We start from the raw sequence: 24,050 nt of genomic DNA, 5'->3' as shown, positions 1-24,050 counted from the left end.
TCGCGCAGGACCCGATACGCAGGATCCGCAGGACCCGACCCCGACGCGCAGGAGAGGGGCGCGCCCGTTCCGGAACGGGCGCGCCCCTCGGCGCTGTGTGCTGGGGGCCTGGTAGCAGTCAGACCCCGGTCAGACCTGGGGGACGGTTCAGTCGTCCCACCTGTCGTCGAGCTCGTCGCGGAGGTCGTCCGTCCGCTCTTCCGGCTTCTGCCGGGCCTCCTGGGCCTTGCCCTTGGCCTGCGACGCCTTTTCCCTGGCCTCGCCCATGGACTGCTGCGCCCGCTGCTTGAGCTGGTCCGCCTTGTCCTGGAACTGGTCCTTCATGCCCATGCTGGTCACTCCCGGTGGGGTGTAGGGGACTGGGCTGCGACCAGCCTGGCACGGGGGGACAGAAGCCGCATTTCGGTCAGTTACGCGCTGTGTCCGAGCTCGCCGTGCGCTCGCGCTCGTCGGCGGCCCCGCCCGCTCCGACCAGCCCGGTCGGGGCCCCGGCGAGCCGCGGCTCGAAGCGCTGCATCTCGCGCCGGCCGCCGACGGCGATCACCGCCGGCAGGTACCCGCGCACGCCCTGCATGCCGCGCAGCCACCACTGTGCGTACACGTGCGCCGAGCGCCTCTCGATGCCGGCCACGATCCGGTCCACGGCGGGGCCGAGGGGGTAGGTGCGGTTCGCGGGCCAGGGCAGCCGCTGCCGCAGCTCCCGCATGACCTCGTGCTGGTCGGCCCCGCGGACCATGTCGGTGTCGGTCCAGGACAGGTAGCCCACCCCGATCCGGACCCCCTTGTGCGCGACCTCGGCGCGCAGGCAGTGCGCGAAGGCCTCGACCCCGGACTTGGAGGCGCAGTACGCGGACATCATCGGGGCGGGGGTGATCGCGGCGAGCGAGGCGATCTGGAGGAAGTAGCCGCGGCTCTCGGTGAGGACGGGCAGGAAGGCGCGGGCGGTGACCGCCCCGCCGATCAGGTTGACCTCGATGACCCGGCGCCAGGTGTCGGGGTCGGAGTCCGCGAAGGGGCCGCCGCCGGCCACGCCCGCGTTGGCGACGACGATGTCCACCTTGCCGAAGCGCTGCTTGACCTCCTGGGCCACGCGGGCCATGGCCTCGTGGTCGGTGACGTCGGCGTGCCAGTGGTCGCTGTCGGTGTGCAGCCGCTCGGAGACCTCCTTGAGGGCCGCGGGCTCCAGGCCCACGAGGGCGATCTTCGCCCCGCGCGCCGAGAGCTTGCGGGCGAGCAGCTCGCCGACCCCGCGGGCGGCGCCGGTGACGACGGCGACCTGGCCTTCCAGACTGTTGCGTGCACTCACGGCGTCTCCTCCTGGGCGGGAACCTTCGCGGACCGGGCGGACGGGCCGGCCGGACCGGGCCGGGCGGACGGGTCGGTCAGATAGGTGCGTACGAGCTCGGCGATCTGCGCGGTGACGGCCTCGGGGGCCTCGACCGGGGTCATGTGCCCCATCCCGGCCAGCTCCGTGAGCCCCACGCAGTGCGGCAGCGCGGCGGCCAGCCCGCGGGCGTGCACCACCGGGGTCAGCCGGTCCGCGGTGCCGCCGATCACGGCGGTGGGCACCGCGAGGGCGCGCACCCCCGCGTCCAGGTCCAGCCCGGCCAGCACCCGGGACCAGGCGTGCCGGACCCGGGTGGGGCAGGCGTGCACGATCCGGGCGCAGGCCTCGACCCGCTCGGGTGCCGAACCGGGGCCCATGGTGGCGTACTTGAGCACCGCGCGGGCCACCGGCGTGACGGGGCCGAGCGGGGCCCGGGAGCCCAGGACGGCGCGGGTGAGCCGGGTGCGCAGGCCGCCCGCGGGCAGCGGCAGCACGAGCGCCTCCTCGGTCAGCCGGGCGCTGCCGGTGCTGCACAGCAGGACGGCGGCGGCGTGCTCGGCGAACTCGGGGCGCCCGGCGGCGGCCATGAGGGTCATGCCGCCCATGGAGTGCCCGGCGAGCACGGCGCGTTCACCGGGGGCCAGGGTGGCGCCCAGCACGGCCACCAGGTCGTCGGCGAGGACGGTGGTGTCGTGGGCGGTCGCGGCGGGACTGCGGCCGTGCCCGCGCTGGTCGTACGCGACGACCCGGTGCCCGTCGGCCACGAGGGCCCGGATCTGCGCCGCCCAGAAGGCGGTGGAGCAGGTCCAGCCGTGGGAGAGCACGACGGCGGGGGCGTCCTGCGGACCGTGCTCCTCCACGTGCAGTCGGGAGCCGTCGGCGGAGACGGCCACGAGCTCGCGGCGCGGCGCGGGCGGGGCGTAGGGGCCCGCGGTCACGTGCCCGGCGGCGGCGCGGGGGCTCATGCGGCCCCCTCCGCGGCGGCCCCGCCGGCGGCCGGAACGGCGGTGCCGGGGGCGGCGGCCGGGGCCGCGGCGCGGGCCCCGTCGGCAGCCGCGGCCGGGGCCGGTACGCCGGCCACGGCGGCGCGCGCCCGGCCCCGCGCCCGGTCCCGGTGCCGGATGACCTCGTACTCGGTGAGGTCCACGGTCCGCGTCTCGCGCCGGAACTCCCCGGTGGTGCCCGGCCAGAGCGTGGTGTTGCGCCCGTTCGCGTCCAGGTACCAGCTGGCGCAGCCGCCGCTGCTCCACACCGTGCGGGCCATGCGGTCCTGCACCCGCCGGTTCCATGCGTGCACCGCCGAGGGCCGCGCCGCGAGGGCCGCGCGCCCGCCGAGGACGCCCAGCTGGCGCAGGTAGTCGGCCATGTAGTTCAGCTGGGACTCGATCATGAGGATCATCGAACTGTTCCCGAGCCCGGTGTTGGGGCCGATGATCGTCATCCAGTTGGGGAAGCCGGCCGCGGTGGCGCCGCGCAGCGCCTGCATGCCGTCCTTCCAGGTGTCGGCGAGGGTCTTGCCCTCGGCACCGACGACCCGGTCGGCGATCGGCAGGTCGGTGACGTGGAAGCCGGTGCCGAAGATGATCGCGTCGACCTCGGTCTCGGTCCCGTCGGCCGCGATCAGGGTGCTGCCCCGCACCTCGGCGAGCCCGGAGGCGACGAGGTCGACGTCGGGCCGGGCCAGCGCCGGGTAGTACTCGCTGGACAGCAGGATCCGCTTGCAGCCGATCCGGTAGTCGGGGGTCAGCTTGGCCCGGAGCGCGGGGTCCTTGATGGAGCGGGCCATGTTGGCCTTGGCCAGGGACTCGATGAGCCCGAGCCGTTCGGGGTGCTTGGTGAAGGCGCTGACCTGGAGCTCCCGCAGCCCCCAGAGCAGTCCGCGGCGGGCGGCGCGGGTGGCGGGCAGCTGGCGGTGCAGCCAGCGCTCGATGCCGGAGATGGCCCGGTCGGTGCGCGGCAGCACCCAGGGCGGGGTCCGCTGGAAGAGGGTGAGCCGGGCGGTCTCCCCGGCGATGGCGGGCACGATCTGGATGGCCGAGGCGCCGGTGCCGATCATCGCGACCCGCTTGCCGCGCAGGTCGTAGTCGTGGTCCCAGCGGGCCGAGTGGAAGACCTTGCCGGGGAAGTCGGCGAGCCCGGGGATCTCGGGCGTCTTCGGGTCGGACAGCGGTCCGGTGGCGGAGACGACCACGTCGGCGAGGATGCCGCCGGCGGAGGTCTCGATCTCCCAGTGGAGCTCCTCGGCGTTCCAGCGCATCATCCGGACCTCGGAGTTCAGCCGGATGTGCCGGCGCAGTCCGAAGGTGTCGGCGACCTGCTCCAGGTAGGCCCGGATGTGCCGCTGGCCGGAGAAGGTGCGCGGCCAGTCGGGGTTGGGGGCGAAGGAGAAGGAGTAGAGGTGCGAGGGGACGTCGCAGGCGCACCCCGGGTAGCTGTTGTCCCGCCAGGTGCCGCCGACCGAGTCGGCCCGCTCCAGGACCACGAAGTCCGTGATGCCCTCGCGCCGGAGCCGCACCGCGGCCCCCAGCCCGCCGAACCCGGATCCGATCACCGCCACGCGCACGTGTTCGCGTACGTGCCCGCCGTCATGCTCGGCCATGCCGCCGCCCTCCCGCAGTCCCTGTCCCAGTACCACGACCTTGCCAGCAATCACTGGCACGATGGGGAGCGTAGAGCAGCGCCGTACCCATGGGTAGGGGTCGCGCGCGGAAAGTTACCGGCGGTATGCGGCTCACCCGAAAGTGCCCGTCACCCCATAGGCTGCGCCCGTGGAGGAAGACAGGCAGCCGGAAGCGCCCGCAGAGGGCACCGTACGCGAGTACCGGATGGAGGAGCTGGCCGAGGCGGCCGGCCTGCCGGTGCGCACGGTGCGGTTCTACCGCGAGCGCAAGCTGCTGCCGCCCCCGCGCCGCGAGGGCCGGATCGCCTGGTACGACGAGCACCACCTCGCCCGGCTGCGCACGATCTCCGCCCTCCTGGAACGCGGGCACACGCTGGGCGGCATCGCCGAGCTCACGGCCGCTTTCGAGAACGGCCGGGACGTCGGCCAGCTCGGCGAGCTGCTCGGCCTCGGCGAGGGCAGCGGGCTGGTCTGGTCCGAGGAGACCCCGGTCCGGCTGACCCCGGAGGCCCTCGCCGACCACTTCGAAGGGGAGGTCACCCCCGAGAACCTCGCCGCCTCCCTGGACCTCGGCTACCTCGCGGTGGACGGGGACGAGATCGTGCACGTCAGCCGCCGCCTGCTCGACGTCTCCTCGGCGCTGGTCCGCGAAGGAGTGCCGCTGGCCGCCGTGCTGGAGGCCGGCCGCCGGGTCCGCGCGCACGCGGACGCCATGGCGGACCTGTTCGCGGAGCTGATCGCGGCCCACCTGCCCGGCGGCGCCGAGGACCTCCCCGGGGCCATGGACCGGCTCCGGCCGCTGGCCAAGAGCGTGGTCGAGGCCGAGCTGTCCATGGCGATGGACCGCAGACTGCGCAGCTGACCCCGGCGCCGGGGCCCGCGGGCCCCGGATCAGACGGCGGCGGCGCCGTAGACCACCGTCACCGGCGCGTGGTCGGACCACCGCTCGGGGTGCGTCTCGGCCCGCTCCACCACGGCCTTGACGGCCCGCGCGGCCAGCCCCGGCGTGGCCACGTGCAGGTCGATGCGCCAGCCGGCGTCGTTGTCGAAGGCCCGGCCGCGGTACGACCACCAGGTGTACGGGCCCTCGGCGTCCGGGGTGAGGGAGCGCACCACGTCCACGTAGCCCGCACCGGCCTCGTCGTAGACCTTCCCGAGCCACTCGCGCTCCTCGGGCAGGAAGCCGGCGTTCTTCCGGTTGGTCTTCCAGTTCTTGAGGTCGGCCTCGCGGTGGCAGATGTTCCAGTCACCGCAGACCAGGACCTCGCGGCCGTCCGCGGCGGCCCGCACCCTGAGGGCGCCGAGGTACTCCAGGAACTCCGCCATGAAGCGGTACTTCTCGTCCTGCTTCTCGGTGCCCGCCTCGCCGGACGGCAGGTACAGGCTGGCCACGGTCACGCCCGGCAGGTCGATCTCCAGGTAGCGGCCGGAGGCGTCGAACTCCTCGCTGCCGAATCCCACCTGCACCCGTTCGGGGGCGCGGCGCGTGAACAACGCCACACCGGCCCGGCCCTTGGCGGCGGCCGGGGCGAAGACCGTGTGCCAGCCCTCCGGCGCCCGCACCTCGTCCGGGATCTGGCCCTCCTCGGCGCGGACCTCCTGGAGGCACACCACGTCCGACTGGGTGCCGGCCAGCCAGGGCACGAAGCCCTTCTTGGCGGCGGCGCGGATACCGTTCACGTTCACGGAGGTCACACTGAGCATCCCGGCACCATACCCCCCGCCAATTCGCATGCTCGTACGATGTTCACATGCCGAACGGGATCCAGCTCCGCGTCACCACGTACGACCACCCTGACGCGGTGAAGCTCAACGACCAGGTGCAGCTCGAATACCGGGAGCGCTACGACGGCGAGGGGGACGAGACCCCGCTCGACCCCTCGATGTTCCTGCCGCCGCACGGCACCTACCTGCTCGCGTACGACGCCGACGGCACCCCGCTGGCCAGCGGGGCCTGGCGCTCCCAGGAGGCGAACGACGAGGGCTACTCGGACGGCGACGCCGAGATCAAGCGCATGTACGTGGTCCCCGAGGCCCGCGGGATGGGCCTGGCCCGCCGCATCCTCGCCGAGCTGGAGGCCGACGCCCGCGCGGCGGGCCGCACCCGCATGGCCCTGGAGACCGGCGACCAGCAGCCGGAGGCGATAGCCCTCTACCTGTCCTCCGGCTACGACTTCTGCCCCAAGTTCGGCCTCTACCGGGAGTACGAGTCCAGCCGCTGCATGGCCAAGCCGCTGGTCTGAGCGCTCCCTCCCGCCGTACCGGCCGTCAGAGCCGGGCGGCCGTCAGAGCCAGACCGGCTCGTCCGCGCCCCAGCGGGACGGACCGCGGGCCCAGTCCGCCGGGGCCCCGGCCAGCGGCGGCCGGGCGTACCGCAGCCGCCCGTACGGGGCGTCCCGCTCGGCGAGCCACTCCTCGGCCGCGTACTCCTCCCCCGCCGGGGCCTCCGGCACGATGTCCCGGGTCAGCCAGGAGGCCGTGCCCGCCAGGGAGTAGCGCAGGGCCCGGCCGCCGCCCGCCGCGAGGGCGCGCAGCACCCCGGCCGCGATCAGGTAGCCGGTGCCGTGGTCCAGGGCCTGCGCGGGCAGCACGCCCGGCTCCCCGCCGGGACCGGCCTCCAGGGCGGCGATCCCGTAGCCGGCCTGCACCAGCGAGTCGAAGCCGCGCCGGCCCGCCCACGGCCCCTTCCAGCCCCAGGCGCACAGCTGGGCCACGACCAGCCCGGGACGGCGGGCGAGCAGCTGCTGCGCCCCCAGGCCGTAGCGGTCGAGGGTGCCGGGCCGGTAGCCGCAGACCACCACGTCGGCCGCCGCCAGCAGGCCTTCGAACACCTCCCGGTCCCCCGGCCGCCCCAGGTCCAGCCGGGTCGAGCGCTTCCCGAAGCCGGTGTCCGCGTGCGCGTCGTCGGCCTCGGGGAGCCCGGGCGGATCCACCCGCAGCACGTCCGCGCCGAGCAGCCCCAGGGTCCGGGTGGCCACCGGCCCGGCGATCACCCGGGTGAGGTCGAGGACCCGCACCCCCGAGGCGGGCAGCTCCCCCGGGCCCAGCACCCGGCCGCGGCCCCCGCCGTCCCGCCACTCCACGAGCGGCTGCGGGGCGCCGAGCTCCGCGGCCACCGCCACGGCCAGCCCGCCCGCCGCGTACACCTGCTCCTGAACCTCGGCCGCGCTCCGCCCGGCGAGCTCCCGGCGCAGCGCCTCGGGGCTCTCCTCGGGGAGTCCGAGGGCGGCGGCCAGGGCGGCCCGGTGGTGCGGGTAGTTGGCGTGGGTGCGCACGAGTCCGTCCGCGGTGGGCCAGAAGCCCGACAGCGGGGCGAAGTTCACCGGCGCCCGGCCGTCCACCCGCAGGTGCCGCTCGCTCACGAACGCCGCCGACACCGCCCCCTCGTCCACCGCCGGCGGCGGTACGGGAGTCCCGTTGCGGGCCTCGGCCAGCTCGGCGGCGGCCAGCGAGCACACGCCCACGGTCGCCCGGGCCAGCTCCCGCACGGGCAGCCGCCCGCCGCCCAGCGCGCTGCCGCCCCGGTACGCCACCAGCGCGGCCCGCTCCGGATCCCCGCCCAGTGCCGCCCAGGCCTGCGCCGTCGCCCCGTCCACCTGCTCGTTCTTCGCGGTCATGCCCCATTCTGAGCCGCCAACCGCTGCCCGGCACAGTGGAGTTCGTCACGGCCCGGGGGGGCGTGCCGGTCCGGGGCCCGGCGGCCGCCGGTCAGGCCTGCCGCCGGTACTCCTCCACCGGCAGTCCGCCCACCCCCCAGTCCTCCAGGGCCACTTCGTCGATGACCACGAAGGTGGTGGCCGGGCTCTTGTCGAGGACCTTCACCAGCAGGTCGGTGATCCCCGCGATGACCTGCGCCTTCTGCTCGGGCGTGGCGCCTTCCCGGGTGATCTTCACGTTGACGTACGGCACGGCTCGGACTTCCTTTCCGGATCGGGGCGGGTGTCGGCGGAGGCACGGAGGCTCACAGCGCGCGGCCCGTGACGTGGCCGCCGTCCACGCGCAGGACGTGCCCGGTGACGAAGCCGGCGCCGGCCAGGTAGAGGACCGCCTCGGAGATCTCGGAGACCTCACCGACCCGGTTCATGAGGTGGAGCCCGCCGAAGGAGTCCACGTCGGCACCCTCGTGCAGGGGGCTGCGGACGATCCCGGGCGCGACCAGGTTGACCCGGATGCCGTCGGCGGCGAGCTCGGCGGACAGGCTGGTGGTGAGGGCGTGCACCCCGCCCTTGCTGACGACGGGGGCGGAGCAGGGGAACCCGGCGAGGCCGTGGTCGACCAGGACCGTCCCGATGTTGACGACCGCGCCGCCGCGGCCCTGGGCGCGCAGCTGCCGGACCACGGCCTGGGTGGTGAGGTAGGTGCCGCGCAGGTTCCCGTCGAGGAAGCCGTCGAGCTCCTCCTCGGTGACCTCGGTGAAGGGCTTGGAGGCGAAGGTGCCCGCGTTGTTGACGAGGACGTCCACCCCGCCGAAGCGCTCGACCGCGGCGGCCACGAGGGCCCGGCCGGTGGCGGCCTCCCCGATGCCCCCGGCGACCGCGGCGACCCGCTCGGGGTGCCCGAGCCCGGCCGCGGCCTTGGCGAGCCGCTCGGGGTCGCGGCCGTTGAGGACCACGTTGGCCCCCTCGGCCAGGAAGGCCCGGGCGACGTCGAGGCCGATGCCGCTGGAGGAGCCGGTGACGATGACGGTGGTGGCGGTGGTGCTGCTGGACATGGCGAACTCTCCCTGCCGATGAGGCCGTTCGGGGATGTGCTGCGGGGCCGGGACCCGGCGCCGCCTGACACCCACGAACCTAGGAGTGCGCCGCTCATAACACCACGACGAAGAATGGAGCCTGCCATAATCCATGGTTATGGGACTGGACATGGACCTGCGCGACCTCGAACTCCTCTCCGCCACCGCGGACACCGGGACCCTCACGGGCGCCGCCGAGCGGCTCTTCGTCAGCCAGCCGGCCCTGAGCCAGCGGCTCACCCGCCTGGAGGACCGGCTCGGCCAGCAGCTGTTCGACCGCCGCGGCCGCCGGCTGGTGCCCAACGCGGCGGGCCGCCGCATGCTGGTGGCGGCCCGTCAGGTGCTCGGCGAGCTGGAGGCGGCCACCCGCGACCTGCGCGAGATGCGCGAGGGCCCGGCTCGGCACGTGCGCTTCACGGCCCAGTGCAGCACCACGTTCCAGTTCCTCCCGCCGGTGATCCGCGCCTTCCGCGGCCGGCACCCCGAGGCGGAGGTCCGCATCGCCTCGGTGCCCGACGACGCCCCGGTGCCCGCGCTGCTCGCCGACCGGGTGGACGTGGCCCTGGTGACCAAGCCGGACCTGGAGATGGACCGGGTCAGCATGACCCGCCTGTTCGAGGACGAGATGGTGGCGGTGGTCCCCGCGAGCCATCCCTGGGCCGGGCGCGCCCACGTCACGGCCGAGGACTTCACCGGGACCCACCTGGTGCTCTACGACGGCTACGACCAGAACCGCATCCCGTCGTTCCCGCTGCCCCTGCCGCACGGTGCCCGCCCGGAGCGCATCACCACCATGCCGGTGATCACCGATCTCCTGATCGAGATGGTCGCCGGGGGGCAGGGCATCACCGTCCTGCCCAACTGGGTGGCCGCCCCGTACGTTTCCTCGCACGCCCTGAGCCTCGTCCGGCTGGGCCCCGAGGGCCTCTCGCGCACCTGGTGCATCGCCACCCGCCGCGGGGCCCGTCCGGCCCACCTGGCGGCCTTCGTGGAGGAGCTGACCGCCCACCTCGGCAATCTCTGACCCGGGCGGGGAGCGCGGCGGCCCGGCGGGGCGGCCGCCGGTCCGCCGCCCCGGCCGTCCGCACACAGCAGAGGACCCCGCCCGATCTTCCGATCGGACGGGGTCCTCTATGTCTGTGGACCTGTGGGGATTTGAACCCCAGACCCCCTCGATGCGAACGAGGTGCGCTACCAGACTGCGCCACAGGCCCTTGCGACGTGTGAAACATTAGCATCCCGATCGGCGGATCCAAAAATCCGATCCCCGCAGGTCATGCCTCACTCGTTCGCGGCCCGCGGCCGCTCCTCCGGTTCGTACTGGTCGAACAGGGGGGTACGGCCGCGCTCGCGGGGGCGGCGGCCGCCCGCGGGGCGCTGCTGACGGTCGGTCGGGGCCTGCTCCGGGGACTCGGTGCCGGCCGCCTGCCGCTGGGCCTTCAGGCGCGGGTCGGTGGGCTCCGCCGCGCTGGACCGCGAGGCGCTCCAGGACTCGGCGGGCCCGGTGGCCCGCGGGGCCACGGGGGCGGTCACGTAGGTCGGCAGCGGCACCGGCACCGGCTCCCAGCTCTCGCCGCGGGCGGGGCCCCGCTCGCGCTCGCGCTGCTGGTCCACCCACTCGGCGTGGTCGGTCTGCTCGACCAGGGCGCGGCGGCCCGCTTCCTGCGGGGAGACCGCGGGTGCGGGTTCGGGCTCCGATCCGGCCTCGGCCACGGACTCGGTCTCGCGGCGGCGGGGCCGGTTCTCGCGCAGCTGCCGGGCCGCGGCCTCGGCCCGCCGGCGGTCCATGGTGAAGGCGAACCGCCGCTTCTCCTGGACCCGCAGGTGGACGATGTACGCGCTCAGCAGCACGGCCGGGATGCCCGGCGCCCACAGCAGGTGCAGCCCGCCCACGGCGGCGGCGACCGCTCCGAGAGTGAAGGCCAGGAAGAGGACGGCGGTGGTGCGCCTGCGGCGCGCGAGCACCTGCAAGCGCCGGGCCCGCGCGCGCTCCGCCGCCGCCGCGCCGGCAGCGACGGCCGCCTGGGAGGGTCTGGGCTCGGTCCGGGTCGGGGGCACGGCGAAGGCCCGGACGTCGACGGAGCTGATCGCTTCCGTGACGGCGTCCGGGTCCACGAGGGGCTCCGCCTCTGCACCGCGCTCCCGCAGTTCCTTGGCGTAACGGCGCTCCATGCCCGCCCGGCCGGACAACAGCCGGATGGCGGTGGAGAAGCGTTCCGTCGGACGGGCTTCGTTCAGCTCGTCCTGCCTCCGGAGCCACATGGGCACCAGGTAGGCGGCCCAGGCCCCGACAATGACTGCGTAGATGAGGCCGCTGCTGCTCACATCTCACACCGTAGAGGGATTCGGGCGACGGCATCCGCCAATTGGGCCGGTGTGTCGCACGATCTGGCTGATATCACGGACTTCTTTTGTGATTCTTCGGATCAGTTTATGGATGAATGAGGAGCCCATTCGAACAAACTTCTTATTTCTGTGCGCTGCCCGGCCGTACCCGGTGCCACCGGCGGAGCAGCCCCTCCGGCACCTCTTCGGCGGTCAGGGCGAACACGAGGTGGTCCCGCCAGGCCCCGTCGATGTGCAGATAACGCGGCCGCAGCCCTTCCTCGCGGAATCCGAGTTTCTCCGCCACCCGGCGGCTCGGCCCGTTCTCGGGGCGAATGCACACCTCGATGCGGTGCAGTCCGACGGCCCGGAAGCAGTGGTCCACGGCCAGGGCCACCGCGGTGGGCATGACCCCGCGGCCGGCCACCTCCCGGTCCACCCAGTAGCCGACGTGGGCCGCGCACATCGAGCCCCAGGTGATCCCGGCGACCGTGAGCTGCCCGGCGAGCCGTCCCTCGTACTCGATGACGAAGGGCAGCATGCGGCCCGCGTTCGCCTCGGCCCGCAGGTGGCGGACCATCTGCCGGTACGTGGGCCGCTGGACCACCGGCCCCCAGGGCGCGGGCGGCGGGATGGTCGCCTCCCACGGCCTCAGCCACTCCCGGTTGCGCCGGTTCACCTCGCGCCAGGCCGACTGGTCGCGCAGCTTTATCGGGCGGAGGACGACGGGGCCGTCCGCCAGCACCACCGGCCAGGAGGGCCGGTTCAGCTCGTGCTCCCGGGGGTTCCCGCGGACGGGTCCGCGGCGCCCGGGCGCGGGTGGTCCCCGCCCCGGAGCTGCTCGACGGCGTGCACCAGGATCCGGTCGAGGACGGCCAGGCCGTCGCGGACCCCGCCGGTGGAGCCGGGCAGGTTCACGATCAGGGTGCGGCCCGCCACCCCGGCCAGGCCCCGGGAGAGGGCGGCGGTCGGCACCTTGGCCAGGCCCTCGGCGCGGATGGCCTGCGGGATGCCGGGAACCTCGTGGTCGAGGACCCGGGCGGTGGCCTCGGGGGTCTTGTCGGTGGGCGAGATCCCGGTGCCGCCGGTGGTCAGGATGACGTCGTAGCCGGCCGCCACCCCCTCCCGCAGCGCCTGCTCGACCGGGTCGCCGTCCGGGACCACGCGCGGCCCGTCCACGGTGAAGCCGAGCCGGGTCAGGCCCTCGGCGAGCAGCGGCCCGCCCTTGTCGGCGTAGACCCCTGCCGAGGCGCGGTTCGAGGCGGTGACGACCAGCCCGCGCAGGACGGGCTGCGGCTCCTGCCGCCCGGGCCCGGCCGGCCAGGCCGCCCCGGCCACCGGGGCGCCGGCGCCGGCGCTGTCGGTGCCCGCCGGACCGTGGCTGTGGCTGTGCGCCTCGCCGCCGCGCGGGGCGTTCACGAGCGGCTCCAGTCGCCGGACTTGCCGCCGGTCTTCTCCTCGACGCGCACGTCGGTGATGACGGCGCCCTTGTCCACGGCCTTGACCATGTCGATCACGGTGAGGCCGGCGACCGCCACCGCGGTCAGGGCCTCCATCTCCACGCCCGTCCGGTCGGTGGTCTTGACGGTCGCGAGGATCTCCACGGCGTCGTCGGCGACCGAGAGGTCCAGCTTGACCCCGGAGACGGCCAGCGGGTGGCACAGCGGGATCAGGTCCGGGGTCTTCTTGGCCCCCATGATCCCGGCGATCCGGGCGGTGGGGGGGGCGTCGCCCTTGGGCACGCCCTCGCCGCGCAGGAGTTCGACGACCCGGGGCGAGACGAGGACGCGTCCGCTCGCGCGGGCCGTGCGGGTGGTGACGTCCTTCTCGGAGACGTCCACCATCCGGGCCGCTCCGGCCTCGTCGATGTGCGTCAGCCTGCTCTGCGTACTCATTGCGTGCAGCTCCCGGTCCGGGCCCGCAGACGTTCCTGCACGGCCTGTGTGGTCCAACACGCTACCCGCACCCGCGCGGCTTCAGCCGAGCAGGATCACGTCCAGCTCGGTGCCCGGCTCGACCGAGGTCACGTCCTCCGGCACCACGATCAGGGAGTCCGCGTGCGCGAGCGCGGCGATCAGGTGGGAGCCGGACCCGCCGACCGTGCTCACCGTGCCCTTGCCGGGGTCGTAGGCGCCCCGCAGGAACTGCCGGCGGGCGGCCGGGGAGCCCAGCGCCTTGTCCGTCTCCAGCACCGCGCGCACCACCGGCCGGTGCAGGTCCGGCAGCCCCATCAGGGCGCGGATCGCGGGGCGGACGAACAGCTCGAACGAGACGTACGAGGAGACCGGGTTGCCGGGCAGGGCCAGCAGCGGGGTGTGGTCGGGGCCGATGGCGCCGAAGCCCTGGGGCTTGCCGGGCTGCATGGCGAGCTTGCGGAAGTCCACCCCGCTGCCGGGCTCGTCCTCGTCCCCGGAGGCGGACAGGGCCTCCTTGACCACGTCGTACGCGCCGACGCTGACCCCGCCGGTGGTGACGATGAGGTCGGCGCGGATCAGCTGGTCCTCGATGGTGGCGCGCAGGGTCTCGGCATCGTCGGCCACGGCCCCGACCCGGTAGGCGATGGCGCCCGCGTCCCGGGCGGCGGCGGCCAGGGCGAAGCTGTTCGAGTCGTAGATGGCGCCCTCGCCCAGGGCCTCGCCGGGCTGGACCAGCTCGCTGCCGGTGGACAGGACCACCACCCGTGGGCGCGGCCGGACCCGGACCGTGCCCCGGCCGACGGCCGCGAGCAGGGCGATCTGCGGGGGGCCGAGCACGGTGCCGGCGGCGAGCGCCAGGTCCCCGGCCTGCACGTCGCTGCCGCGGGCCCGGACGTGGGCCCGGGCCTCGGCGGCCCGGTGGACGCGGACCTCGCCCTCGGCGCCCTCGGGGGCGGCGCTGGCCGGGGCCATGCCGGAGGCGGCGCCGGAGCCGCTCCCGCCGTCGGTCCACTCCACGGGGACCACGGCCTCGGCGCCGGGCGGCAGCGGGGCGCCGGTCATGATCCGGGCGGCCTGGCCGGGGCCGACGGTGGGCAGCTCCCCGCTGCCCGCCGCGACGTCCCCGATGACGGTCAGCACCGCGGGGAACTCCTCGCTCGCACCCTGGACGTCGGCCACCCGGACGGCGTACCCGTCCATGGAGCTGTTGTCGAAGGGGGGCAGGGCGACGGGCACCGTGACGTCCTCGACGAGGACGCAGCCCTGGGCGTCGAGCAGCTGCAGCTCGATCGGCTCCAGCGGGCGGACCGCGGCGAGGATGTCGGCCAGGTGCTCGTCCACCGACCAGAGGCGCCGGCCGGCGGTGTCCTGGGGTGCGGTGCTGCTCACGTTTGCTACATCTCCTCGGTGACGTAACGGCGAAGCCAGGCCCGGAACTCGGGCCCCAGGTCCTCACGTTCGCACGCGAGTCTGACGATGGCCCGCAGGTAGTCCCCGCGGTCGCCGGTGTCATAGCGGCGGCCCGTGAAGACCACCCCGTGCACCGGGCCGCCGACGGACTCGTCCTCGGCAAGCTTCTGCAGGGCGTCGGTGAGCTGGATCTCCCCACCGCGGCCCGGCTCGGTCTCACGCAGTATGTCGAACACCGCGGGGTTCAGGACATACCGTCCGATGACCGCGTAATTGCTCGGAGCTTCCGACGGGTCGGGCTTCTCGACGAGTCCGGTGACTCGTACGACCCCGTCCTCGTCGGTCGGTGCGACGGCCGCACAGCCGTAGAGGTGGACCTGGGACGGATCGACCTCCATGAGGGCGATGACGCTGCCGCCGGTCTCGGCCTGGATGTCGACCATGCGCGAGAGCAGCGGGTCGCGCGGGTCGATCAGGTCGTCGCCGAGCAGGACGGCGAAGGGCTCGCGGCCCACGTGCGGGGCGGCGCACAGCACGGCGTGGCCCAGGCCGCGCGGGTCGCCCTGGCGGACGTAGTGCATGGTGGCCAGGTCGCTGGACTCCTGCACCTTCTTGAGGCGGTCGTCGTCGCCCTTGGCGGCCAGGGCGGATTCCAGCTCGTAGTTCCGGTCGAAGTGGTCTTCGAGCGGCCGCTTGTTACGTCCTGTGATCATCAGGACGTCGTTCAGGCCCGCCGAGACGGCCTCTTCCACGACGTACTGGATCGCCGGTTTGTCGACGACAGGCAGCATTTCCTTGGGGGTGGCCTTGGTCGCCGGCAGGAACCGGGTACCGAGTCCGGCCGCCGGGATGACAGCCTTGGTGATCACTGGGTGCGACATCGTCATGCGCGCACGATAGCCGCTGCGCGTGGGGACAAGGTTAGATTCCGGTAAATAGCAACTGATTTGGAAGGGTTTGTGAATCAGCTGTGGTAGAGAACCGTTCCGTCAAAGCGGACCTAAGGCGCGAACTGCTGGCCGCCCGGCGCTCCTTGAGCGCCGGAGCCCTGGCGGAGGCCGCCGCCCTGCTGGCCCGCCGGGCCCTGGAGCTGCCCGAGCTCGCCGCCGCCCGCACCGTGGCCGCGTACGTCTCGGTGGGCTCCGAACCCGGCACGACCGCCCTGCTGGACGCCCTGCGCGCCCGCGGCACCCGGGTGCTGCTGCCCGTCCTGCTCCCCGACAACGACCTGGACTGGGCCGTATACGAAGGACCGGACGGCCTGGCCCCGGTCGCCCACGCCGGCAAGATGCAGCTGCTCGAACCGGTCGGCCCGCGGCTCGGCCCCGAGGCGGTCACGGAGGCGGCGACCGTGCTGCTGCCCGGCCTGGCCGTGGACGGCCGCGGCATGCGCCTCGGCCGCGGCGGCGGCTCGTACGACCGGGTGCTGGCCCGGCTGGAGCGGGCCGGTGCGCACCCGGCGCTGGTGGTGCTCCTCTACGAGAACGAGGTGGTCGCGCGGGTCCCGGAGGAACCGCACGACCACCCCGTGCAGGCCGTGGTGACCCCCGCAGGGGCCGTGCGCTTCCCCGCTACGGCTTGAGGGTCAGCGTGTCGATGGTCGCCTTGTCCACGGCGGCCTTCCCGAAGGGCCACTCCAGCAGCTCGCCCTTGGCCCAGAGGTCGGTCTGGTCCGTGTAGTGGCCGTCGTACGCGTGGCCGGAGGCGCCGGTCAGGTTGATCCAGCGGGACTTGTCCAGGTCGTTGAGGTTGACGACCATCCGCATGGACGGGACCCAGGTGACCTCGTAGCCGGCGGCCGCGTTCCAGCCGGTGGCGTTGACGGTGGCCTCGCCGCCGCCCAGGTTCCACGGGCCGCGGTTGAGGAGCCGCTGCATGAAGCCGGGGCCCTCGGTGCCGATCGTCTGGTTCTTGAGGGTCAGCTGGTGCAGGCGGCCCCAGCTCCAGGTGCCGACGTCCTTGCCGAGCTTGGCCGTGAGCTCCCAGCGGGCGTCCTTCATGGCCCGGGCGAACAGCTCGTCGCGGGTCTCGGTGGCCTTGTCGAGGCGGGTCGCCGGCGACTTCCACCACTCGGACTTCTCGTCCTTCATCAGCTTGCGGACCACCTCGAACCAGCGGTCGCCGCCGTCCGGCTGCGCCGAGTCCGCGCTGCGCTCGCCGCACTCGCGGACCAGCTCGGCCAGGTCGTCGGCCGGGCCGCTGCTGCCCGCCGGGCGGACGTTCAGGCAGCTGCCCTCCACCCGCAGCTCCTTCGGCAGCTTGTTGCCGAAGGCCAGCCGGAGGATGTTGCGCCAGACGGCGTTGAAGTACGCGGCGGCCGCGGAGTCGGGCTCCTGCGTGAAGTTCCAGCCCTCCAGCAGCTTCTGTGCGGCGCGGACGTCGGGGTCCTTGACCGGCAGCTTCGCGAGCTCCGGTGCCAGCAGCGCGGCGATCTCGCTGCTGTTGTCCGTCTGCATGGTGCGCATGTCGTCGGTGGAGATCTTGCCGCTGTCCTTGATCTTCGCCTCGATGAGGTCGTTGATCCGCTGGCTGCGGGCGCCGTAGCCCCAGTCCGAGGTCAGCGGGTACGGGTACTTGCCCTCGCCGCTCTGCACCGCCGCCTGGTTGGCGGTGACGATGAAGCCGCGCTTGGGGTTGCGGTCCCAGGGCAGCTCGTCCTGCGGGATCCAGCCCTTCGCGCCCTCCGTGGCGCCCTTCCAGGCGTACTTCGAGTCCCAGCCGGGGGCGGGCATGCGGCCGTCGCCGGCGCCGCGGAGCGGGATCTTGCCGGGCATCTGGTAGCCGATGTTGCCGTGCGCGCCCTTGCCGTCGGCGTAGATCAGGTTCTGCGAGGGGACCTCGAAGTTCCGGGCCGCGGCGCGGAAGGAGTCGAAGTCCTTGGCGCGGTTGATCGCGAAGACGGCGTCCATCGACTTGCCGGGATCCAGCGCGGTCCAGCGCAGGGCCACGCCGTAGCCGGTGCCGCGGTCGGGGGCCGAGCCGGTGACGGGGGCGCGGGCGCCGACGGCGGCGAGGGAGTCGCTGCGGTCGGAGACGAGCGGGCCGTTGTTGGTGGTCCGGACGGTGATCTTCTTGTCCTCGCCGCCGGCCACCTTGATGACCTCTTCACGGGTGGTGAAGGGCAGGGTCTTGCCGTCGTAGCGGTAGCCGTCGGGGGTGACCTGCTCCAGGTAGAGGTCGGTGACGTCGGCGCCGTTGTTGGTCATGCCCCAGGCGATGTCCTGGTTGTGGCCGATGATCACACCGGGCATGCCGGAGAAGGTGAAGCCGGAGACGTCGTACTGGCACTGCGAGGAGACGCTGCGGCAGTGCAGGCCCATCTGGTACCAGACCGAGGGCAGCTGCGGGGCCAGGTGCGGGTCGTTCGCGAGCAGCGGCTTGCCGGTGGTCGTGTACTTGCCGGAGACCACCCACGAGTTCGATCCGATGCCGCTGCCGTTGGGGCCGAGCAGGGCCGGGACCTGATCGAGGGTCTTGGCCAGGGCGGCGAGCCGGGTCTTGAGTCCCTCGCCGGCGCCGCCGGGGGCGCTCGTGACCGAGGCGGTGGAGAAGCCGGAGGAGCGGCGGGAGCTGCCGGTGGAGGAGCCGCCGGCACCGCTGGAACCCGAGAAGCCGGAGGAGTGCGAACCGCCCGAGGAGGACGAGCCGCCGCCCTTGGGGTCGTACGTGCCGGTGGCGGAGTCCACCGAGCCGCCCTCGACGATCGGCCGGTTCCGGTCGAAGGGGTAGGGCGGGTACAGCTCGTCGATCTGCGCCTGGGTGAGGCGGCTGGTCATCAGCGAGCGGTCGATCTCGTCCTGCATGTTGCCGCGCAGGTCCCAGGCCATGGCCTTGAGCCAGGCCACGGAGTCCACCGGGGTCCAGGGCTCGACCTTGTAGTCCCCGGTGAGCTGGAGCGCGGCGTGCTCCACGGAGAGCTCCTTGCCGGACTTGTCCTTGAGGTACGCGTTGACTCCGTCGGCGTAAGCCTGGAGGTACTTCTTCGTCTCAGGGGAGAGCTTGGAGTCGTACTCCTGCTGCGCCACCCGGCGCCAGCCGAGGGTGCGCAGGAAGGCATCGGTCTCGACCTGGCCGCTGCCGAACATCTCCGACAGCCGACCGGAGGTCATGTGCCGGCGTACGTCCATCTCCCAGAAGCGGTCCTGCGCCTGGACGAAGCCCTGGGCCCGGAAGAGGTCCAGGTCGTTGTCGGCGTAGAGCTGCGGGATGCCGTTGGCGTCGCGCTTGACCTCGACGGGGCCGCTCAGCCCCTTGAGCTCGATGGTGCCCGTGGTCTGCGGGTGGGAGGCGCGGACCGTGTCGACGCTCCAGTACGCCCCGTAGCCGACGCCGGCGACGACCGCCAGCACCAGGAGGACGACGATCAGACGGGCACGTCGTCCCTTCTTCTTGACGGAAGGGGCGGTTTCGTTCGCGGGCATCGCTGTCCTTCGAGGGGGCAGGGTGGTCCTGGAGTGCTGGGAGCAACCATAGGCGCAGCGTCCACCCCGTTCGGACGCGGTGTCAGCGACTTCATCGAACTGGCGTTTCACAATGTGGCAAAGGGGTCAAGAAATCGTCAAACCTTAGGTAAGGTAACGAAGTACTGGCCGCCGGGCCCCCTTCCCCGCGGGTCATACCCGACCCGTGGCGACGAATCGTTCCGGCATCGGCAGACCACTTCGAGGGAAAGGGCCGCCCGCTGACTGTCCACCAGCTCAACGAGCTCCTGCTGATCTGCTCGCTCGTCCTGCTCAGCGCGGTCGCCGCGGTACGGATCTCGTCCCGCAGCGGTCTCCCCAGCCTGCTCGTCTACCTGGGCATCGGGGTCGCGATAGGGCAGGACGGCATAGGCAACGTCGTCTTCGACAACGCGGAGCTCACACAGGTCATCGGCTACGCGGCCCTGGTCGTGATCCTCGCCGAGGGCGGTCTGGGGACGAAGTGGAAGGAGATCAGGCCGGCGCTGCCCGCCGCGATCGTGCTCTCGCTGGTCGGCGTCGCCGTCAGCGTGGGTGTGACCGCGGCGGGAGCCCACTACCTGGTCGGGCTCGAATGGCGGCAGGCCCTGCTGATCGGCGCCGTCGTCTCCTCGACCGACGCGGCCGCGGTCTTCTCCGTCCTGCGGAAGGTGCCGCTGCCCACCCGGGTCACCGGCGTCCTGGAGGCCGAGTCCGGCTTCAACGACGCCCCCGTCGTGATCCTGGTCGTCGCCTTCAGCACGGTCGGCCCGGTGGACGCCTGGTACGTCCTGCTCGGCAAGATCGCCCTGGAGCTGGCGATCGGCGCCGGCATCGGACTCGCCGTGGGCTGGCTCGGCGCCTACGGGCTGCGGCACGTGGCCCTGCCCGCCTCCGGCCTCTACCCGATCGCCGTCATGGCCATCGCCGTCACCGCGTACGCGGCCGGGGCCATGGCCCACGGCTCCGGCTTCCTCGCCGTCTACCTCGCCGCGATGGTGCTGGGGAACGCGAAGCTGCCGCACTGGCCGGCCACCCGCGGGTTCGCGGACGGGCTCGGCTGGATCGCCCAGATCGGCATGTTCGTCCTGCTCGGCCTGCTGGTGACCCCGCACGAGCTGGTCGGCGACTTCTGGCCGGCGGTGCTCGTCGGCCTGGTCCTCACCATGGTCGCGCGGCCCCTGGAGGTCTTCGTCAGCCTCCTGCCCTTCCGGCTGCCCTGGCGGGAGCAGGCCCTCATGTCCTGGGCCGGCCTGCGCGGCGCCGTCCCCATCATCCTGGCCACGATCCCGATGGTCTCCGGGATCGAGGGCAGCGACCGGGTCTTCAACATCGTCTTCGTCCTCGTGGTCGTCTACACCCTGGTGCAGGGGCCGACCCTGCCCTGGCTCGCGCGCACCCTGAAGCTCGGCGAGGGCGACCGGGCCGCCACCGACCTCGGCATCGAGTCGGCCCCCCTGGAGAAGCTGCGCGGGCACCTGCTCTCCTTCTCCATCCCCGCGGCCTCGCGCATGCACGGGGTGGAGGTCAGCGAGCTGCGGCTGCCGCCCGGGGCCTCCGTGACCCTCGTCGTCCGCGACGAGGAGAGCTTCGTACCGCTGCCCTCGACCGTGCTGCGGCGCGGGGACGACCTCCTGGTGGTGGCCACCGACCCGGTGCGGGACGCGGCCGAGGCACGGCTCAAGGCGGTCGCGCGGGGCGGCAAACTCGCGGGATGGTTGGGAACCGGTGGAGAGGGGCATGACGGCGGAAGTGCAGGCAATTCCGGCGCCAGAGGCCCCGGACGACGAACCGCTCGTTAAACGCAGGTGAAGACACCGCCTGTCGCTGTAATCACAGGTGCGCCTTTGCTCTTTCCCTGTACCATGAAGGCACACCAATCGACCAACTCTGCCTGACGCAGAGCTGGCGCGACCGCTCGGCGGCCCGGACCCCCTCGCAGTGGGGGCCGAGGTATCACTCGGTTCTTGCGCATGAGGACAGCTCTCGGGGCTCCCGTACGGGTGCACGGCCCACAAGGCCGCCACCGTCCGCAGACGGGGAGACCTACCAGGCAGCGGAAAGGCTAGGCCGTGGCATCCGCGGTCACGACCACCGAAAAGTCCCGCGCCGGGTACGGGCAGCTGCTGCGCACGCCGGGCGCGCTCAGCTTCCTCCTTCCGGGCTTCGCCGCCCGCCAGCCCTTCGCGATGCTGACCATCGGCATCGTCCTGCTGGTCCAGCACACCACCGGCTCCTTCGGCAGCGCGGGCGTCGTCGCCGCCGTCACCGGCGTCTCGATGGCGCTGTTCGCCCCCCAGATGGGCAAGCTCGCCGACCGCTTCGGCCAGAGCGCCGTCCTGGTGCCGGTCGTCCTCGCGCACGCCGCCGCCGTCGGCGCCCTGACCGCGCTGGCCCTGCTCGGCGCCCCGCTGTGGGCGCTGGCGCTGGCCGCCGTCCCGGCCGGCGCCTCCGTGCCGCAGGTCGGCCCGATGGTCCGGTCCCGCTGGGCGGCCCGCCTGGAGGGCGAGCGCTCCGCGCTGCTGCCCACCGCCGCGGCCTTCGAGTCGGTCACCGACGAGTTCACCTTCGTGGTGGGCCCGGTGCTGGCCACCTTCCTGTGCACCCAGATCCACCCCTCCGCCGGCCTGATCACCGAGGCCGCGCTGACCCTGATCGGCGGCCTGCTGTTCGCCGCACAGCGCGGTACGCAGCCCAAGCCCGCGGGCCGGCCCTCCCTGACCGGCGAGAAGCACGCCTCCGCGCTGTCCGTGCCGGGCGTGCGCGTCCTGATCGTGGCCTTCCTGGGCATCGGCGCCGTCTTCGGCGGCATGCAGGTCTCCCTGGCGGCCTTCTCCGAGGAGATCGGCAACCCGGGCGCCAACGGCCTGCTCTACGGCGTCTTCGCCGCGGGCAACATGATCGCGGGCATCGCCTGCGGTGCCATCGCCTGGAAGATCGGACCGCGCCGCCGCCTGATCCTCGGCTACGCCGGGCTCACCGCCGCCGCGTCCGTGCTGTGGGCCGTGCACTCCGCGTACCTGCTGGGCGCCCTCGGCCTGGTCGTCGGCCTGTGCATCGCCCCCGCGCTGATCACCGGCTACACGATGGTCGAGCGTCTGGTCCCGGCCGCTTCCCGCACCGAGGCCTTCACCTGGCTGACCGGCGCGGTCGCCTTCGGCCAGGCCGCCGCCGTCACCACGGCGGGCCGCCTGACCGACGCGTACGGCTCGCACGCCGGCTTCCTGGTGCCGCTCGCGGCCACCGCGCTGGCGCTGGTCACCGTGGTCGCGCTGCGCTCGCGGCTCGCGCCGAAGGCGCCGAGCCGGATCGTGGGCGGGTCCCAGGAGGCCGCCGAGGGTGCCGCTGCCGGCGCTCCGGCCGACTTCGCCGGGTCGGACGCCGCCGCGGGGTCGGAGGTTTCCGGTGCCCCTGCCGCTTCCGGGGCTTCCGGCGCCTCCGCCGGCGAGGCGCCGGGGGCTCCGCAGGCCGCGGCGCGGAAGCCGCAGGCCGGACGGGTCACGAGGGTGGACCGGGACCCGGTCGAGCACCGCTCGAACCGGCCGTCCGCCCACCCCGCGGGCCCCGGTCCGCAGGCCGCCGGAGAGCGTGGCATCGGTCACCGCACGCCGGTGACGGTGGACTGATCCGGCGGAATACGTCACCATGGAGCGTCGTTAGCACTCACTGAGTCAGAGTGCCAGGAGGAAATTCGTGCCGACCTACCAGTACCAGTGCACCGAGTGCGGCGAGGGCCTCGAGGCCGTGCAGAAGTTCACCGATGACGCCCTGACCGAGTGCCCCAGCTGCAAGGGACGCCTGAAGAAGGTGTTCTCCGCTGTGGGCATCGTCTTCAAGGGCTCGGGCTTCTACCGGAACGACAGCCGCGGCGCGTCGTCCAGCAGCACCCCCGCCTCGAAGCCGGCCTCGACCACGTCGACGGCCGCTTCCACCCCTGCTCCGGCCGCCGCCCCGGCGTCGAGCAGCAGCCCGGCTGCCTGACCGCCGCCCGCATCGCACGAGGCCCCGCCGCCGTTCCGGCAGCGGGGCCTTCGGCTTGTCCGGGCCCGTGACCCGGTCCGGCATCCACAGGCTGTGGGCGGAGGGCGGCCCGTAGGGTTGGGGCCATGGTGAACGCAGAGATCGGTGTCATCGGCGGTTCGGGCTTCTACTCCTTCCTGGAGGACGTCTCCGAGCTCCAGGTGGACACCCCGTACGGGGCGCCCAGCGACTCCCTGTTCCTCGGCGAGCTGGCCGGCCGCCAGATCGCCTTCCTGCCCCGCCACGGGCGCAGCCACAAGGTCCCGCCCCACAAGATCAACTACCGTGCCAACCTGTGGGCGCTCCGCTCGGTCGGCGTGCGGCAGGTGCTGGGGCCGTGCGCGGTCGGCGGCCTGCGGACCGAGTACGGGCCGGGCACGCTGCTGGTCCCGGACCAGCTGGTCGACCGTACGAAGAGCCGCGCCCAGACCTTCTTCGACGGCGAGCCCCTGCCCGACGGCACCGTGCCCAACGTCGTGCACACCACCTTCGCGGACCCGTACTGCCCGGCCGGGCGGGCGGCGGCCATGGGGGCGGCGCGCGGGCGGGGCTGGGAGCCGGTGGACGGCGGCACGATGGTGGTGATCGAGGGGCCGCGGTTCTCGACCCGCGCCGAGTCGCGGTTCCACACCGCGATGGGCTGGTCGGTGGTCGGCATGACCGGGCACCCCGAGGCCGTGCTCGCCCGTGAGCTGGGCCTCTGCTACACCTCGATGGCGCTGGTCACGGACCTGGACGCGGGGGCCGAGACGGGCGAGGGGGTCTCGCACACCGAGGTGCTGAAGGTGTTCGGCGAGAACATCGGCCGGCTGCGCGAGGTGCTCTTCGACGCGGTGGCGGCCCTGCCGGCCACCGAGGCCCGGGACTGCCTGTGCACGCGCGTGCACGACGGCTGGGACCTGGGCATCGAACTGCCGTAGCGGGCGGTTTCACCTGCGGGGGTGAGTGAGTTGTCCACATCGCCCGGGGCGTCCACAGGTGCGGGCGGGGTGGTGGGTCGGGGGTGGATCGTGAGGGGTGTCCGGGCGACGGGTCCGGGCTTCGAAGTCCCTCACGACGGGCGGTGTTCCGCATGTCCTCCTGCACTCCGGTGTACCGGTCCTCTCCGGCCTCGGCCCCCGGGTCCTCCCGGTCCTCCCTGACCTGCCGGCCTTCCCCGGCCTTCCCGGCGTCCCCGACCTCCCCGGCCTTCCCGGCCTCCCCGCCTCCCGCGTCCGCCCGGGCCGGGTCTTCCGTCGCGGGTCCTCCGGCCGCGTGTCCG

Annotated in this window: 22 protein-coding genes, 1 tRNA gene and 1 pseudogene; 8 read left to right on the top strand and 16 right to left on the bottom strand. The window is 73.5% G+C overall.

Annotated features, from left to right (window positions below; translation table 11 throughout):
- Positions 1-147: 147 nt before the first annotated feature.
- The 4 genes from ACZ407_RS12265 to ACZ407_RS12250 form a co-directional block, all read right to left on the bottom strand.
- Positions 148-330 (bottom strand): hypothetical protein, encoded by a 183-nt coding sequence (locus ACZ407_RS12265; protein ID WP_468127812.1) that lies wholly within the window; start codon positions 328-330, stop codon positions 148-150.
- Positions 331-406: 76 nt separating this feature from the next.
- Positions 407-1,306 (bottom strand): SDR family oxidoreductase, encoded by a 900-nt coding sequence (locus tag ACZ407_RS12260; RefSeq protein ID WP_468127810.1) that lies wholly within the window; start codon positions 1,304-1,306, stop codon positions 407-409.
- Entirely contained in the window at positions 1,303-2,292 is a 990-nt protein-coding gene (locus ACZ407_RS12255; RefSeq protein ID WP_468127808.1) for an alpha/beta fold hydrolase, read from the bottom strand. The genes ACZ407_RS12260 and ACZ407_RS12255 overlap by 4 nt, the downstream gene beginning before the upstream one ends.
- Entirely contained in the window at positions 2,289-3,926 is a 1,638-nt protein-coding gene (locus tag ACZ407_RS12250; protein ID WP_468128043.1) for a flavin-containing monooxygenase, read from the bottom strand. Before ACZ407_RS12250 ends, ACZ407_RS12255 begins: the two co-directional genes overlap by 4 nt.
- Positions 3,927-4,152: 226 nt before the next feature.
- On the opposite strand from ACZ407_RS12250, the gene ACZ407_RS12245 reads away from it, so the two are divergent.
- Positions 4,153-4,809 carry a MerR family transcriptional regulator gene (locus ACZ407_RS12245; protein WP_468128041.1) on the top strand — a complete coding sequence of 219 codons (657 nt, stop codon included), beginning with the start codon at positions 4,153-4,155 and terminating at the stop codon, positions 4,807-4,809.
- A 29-nt stretch (positions 4,810-4,838) separates the two neighbouring features.
- On the opposite strand, the gene ACZ407_RS12240 is transcribed toward ACZ407_RS12245, so the two are convergent.
- Positions 4,839-5,651 carry an exodeoxyribonuclease III gene (locus tag ACZ407_RS12240; RefSeq protein WP_468127807.1) on the bottom strand — a complete coding sequence of 271 codons (813 nt, stop codon included), beginning with the start codon at positions 5,649-5,651 and terminating at the stop codon, positions 4,839-4,841.
- A gap of 47 nt (positions 5,652-5,698) precedes the next feature.
- Between ACZ407_RS12240 and ACZ407_RS12235 the strand changes: the two genes are divergently transcribed.
- Positions 5,699-6,190: a GNAT family N-acetyltransferase gene (locus ACZ407_RS12235; RefSeq protein ID WP_468127805.1), complete on the top strand. Its 492-nt coding sequence runs from the start codon at positions 5,699-5,701 to the stop codon at positions 6,188-6,190.
- A 42-nt stretch (positions 6,191-6,232) separates the two neighbouring features.
- Here ACZ407_RS12235 and ACZ407_RS12230 read toward each other — a convergent pair whose 3' ends face one another.
- The 3 genes from ACZ407_RS12230 to ACZ407_RS12220 form a co-directional block, all read right to left on the bottom strand.
- Entirely contained in the window at positions 6,233-7,564 is a 1,332-nt protein-coding gene (locus ACZ407_RS12230) for a CoA transferase (RefSeq protein ID WP_468127804.1), read from the bottom strand.
- Positions 7,565-7,655: 91 nt separating this feature from the next.
- The gene (locus ACZ407_RS12225; protein WP_468127802.1) at positions 7,656-7,856 is read right to left on the bottom strand and encodes a tautomerase family protein; all 201 of its coding nucleotides are present in this window, start codon (positions 7,854-7,856) and stop codon (positions 7,656-7,658) included.
- A 52-nt stretch (positions 7,857-7,908) separates the two neighbouring features.
- On the bottom strand, positions 7,909-8,658 hold the full coding sequence (locus tag ACZ407_RS12220; protein ID WP_468127801.1) for an SDR family NAD(P)-dependent oxidoreductase: 750 nt from the start codon (positions 8,656-8,658) through the stop codon (positions 7,909-7,911).
- 139 nt (positions 8,659-8,797) lie between these two features.
- Between ACZ407_RS12220 and ACZ407_RS12215 the strand changes: the two genes are divergently transcribed.
- A complete protein-coding gene (locus tag ACZ407_RS12215; protein WP_468127799.1) occupies positions 8,798-9,703 on the top strand; it encodes a LysR family transcriptional regulator in 906 nt (301 codons plus the stop codon).
- A gap of 116 nt (positions 9,704-9,819) precedes the next feature.
- Here the strand turns inward: ACZ407_RS12215 and ACZ407_RS12210 are convergent.
- The 7 genes from ACZ407_RS12210 to galU all read right to left on the bottom strand — a co-directional run bounded on the left by ACZ407_RS12210 (position 9,820) and on the right by galU (position 15,217).
- A tRNA-Ala gene (locus ACZ407_RS12210) sits at positions 9,820-9,893 on the bottom strand.
- Positions 9,894-9,960: 67 nt separating this feature from the next.
- Positions 9,961-11,004: a divisome protein SepX/GlpR gene (gene sepX / locus ACZ407_RS12205; RefSeq protein WP_468127798.1), complete on the bottom strand. Its 1,044-nt coding sequence runs from the start codon at positions 11,002-11,004 to the stop codon at positions 9,961-9,963.
- Between the two features lie 142 nt (positions 11,005-11,146).
- A complete protein-coding gene (locus ACZ407_RS12200) occupies positions 11,147-11,752 on the bottom strand; it encodes a GNAT family N-acetyltransferase (protein WP_468127796.1) in 606 nt (201 codons plus the stop codon).
- Positions 11,753-11,769: 17 nt separating this feature from the next.
- The gene (locus tag ACZ407_RS12195) at positions 11,770-12,342 is read right to left on the bottom strand and encodes a MogA/MoaB family molybdenum cofactor biosynthesis protein (RefSeq protein ID WP_468128039.1); all 573 of its coding nucleotides are present in this window, start codon (positions 12,340-12,342) and stop codon (positions 11,770-11,772) included.
- A 77-nt stretch (positions 12,343-12,419) separates the two neighbouring features.
- The gene (gene moaC, locus ACZ407_RS12190) at positions 12,420-12,899 is read right to left on the bottom strand and encodes a cyclic pyranopterin monophosphate synthase MoaC (RefSeq protein ID WP_468127794.1); all 480 of its coding nucleotides are present in this window, start codon (positions 12,897-12,899) and stop codon (positions 12,420-12,422) included.
- 81 nt (positions 12,900-12,980) lie between these two features.
- Positions 12,981-14,309, bottom strand: a complete 1,329-nt coding sequence (gene glp / locus ACZ407_RS12185) for a molybdotransferase-like divisome protein Glp (protein WP_468127792.1) — start codon at positions 14,307-14,309, stop codon at positions 12,981-12,983.
- Positions 14,310-14,314: 5 nt separating this feature from the next.
- Positions 14,315-15,217, bottom strand: a complete 903-nt coding sequence (gene galU / locus ACZ407_RS12180) for a UTP--glucose-1-phosphate uridylyltransferase GalU (protein ID WP_468127790.1) — start codon at positions 15,215-15,217, stop codon at positions 14,315-14,317.
- Between the two features lie 83 nt (positions 15,218-15,300).
- Here galU and ACZ407_RS12175 point away from each other — a divergent pair, with 83 nt between their 5' ends.
- Positions 15,301-15,912 (top strand): 5-formyltetrahydrofolate cyclo-ligase, encoded by a 612-nt coding sequence (locus ACZ407_RS12175; RefSeq protein WP_468127788.1) that lies wholly within the window; start codon positions 15,301-15,303, stop codon positions 15,910-15,912.
- Here the strand turns inward: ACZ407_RS12175 and ACZ407_RS12170 are convergent.
- Positions 15,902-18,751: a penicillin acylase family protein gene (locus ACZ407_RS12170; RefSeq protein WP_468127786.1), complete on the bottom strand. Its 2,850-nt coding sequence runs from the start codon at positions 18,749-18,751 to the stop codon at positions 15,902-15,904. The two genes, ACZ407_RS12175 and ACZ407_RS12170, sit on opposite strands and share 11 nt — an antisense overlap.
- Positions 18,752-18,966: 215 nt before the next feature.
- Between ACZ407_RS12170 and ACZ407_RS12165 the strand changes: the two genes are divergently transcribed.
- From ACZ407_RS12165 to ACZ407_RS12150, 4 genes and pseudogenes are all read left to right on the top strand, one after another.
- Positions 18,967-20,571: a potassium/proton antiporter gene (locus ACZ407_RS12165; protein ID WP_468128037.1), complete on the top strand. Its 1,605-nt coding sequence runs from the start codon at positions 18,967-18,969 to the stop codon at positions 20,569-20,571.
- Positions 20,572-20,841: 270 nt separating this feature from the next.
- Positions 20,842-22,083, top strand: a pseudogene (locus ACZ407_RS12160) (MFS transporter); the annotation flags it as partial.
- Between the two features lie 379 nt (positions 22,084-22,462).
- Positions 22,463-22,750, top strand: coding sequence for an FmdB family zinc ribbon protein (locus ACZ407_RS12155; protein ID WP_468127784.1), 288 nt, complete (start codon positions 22,463-22,465; stop codon positions 22,748-22,750).
- 125 nt (positions 22,751-22,875) lie between these two features.
- A complete protein-coding gene (locus ACZ407_RS12150) occupies positions 22,876-23,709 on the top strand; it encodes an S-methyl-5'-thioadenosine phosphorylase (protein ID WP_468127782.1) in 834 nt (277 codons plus the stop codon).
- Positions 23,710-24,050 lie beyond the last annotated feature (341 nt).

Source organism: Streptomyces sp. NPDC030809, assembly GCF_055572195.1.
Note: the sequence above shows the minus strand (reverse complement) of the source record. Positions and strands in the feature narration are given on the sequence as shown.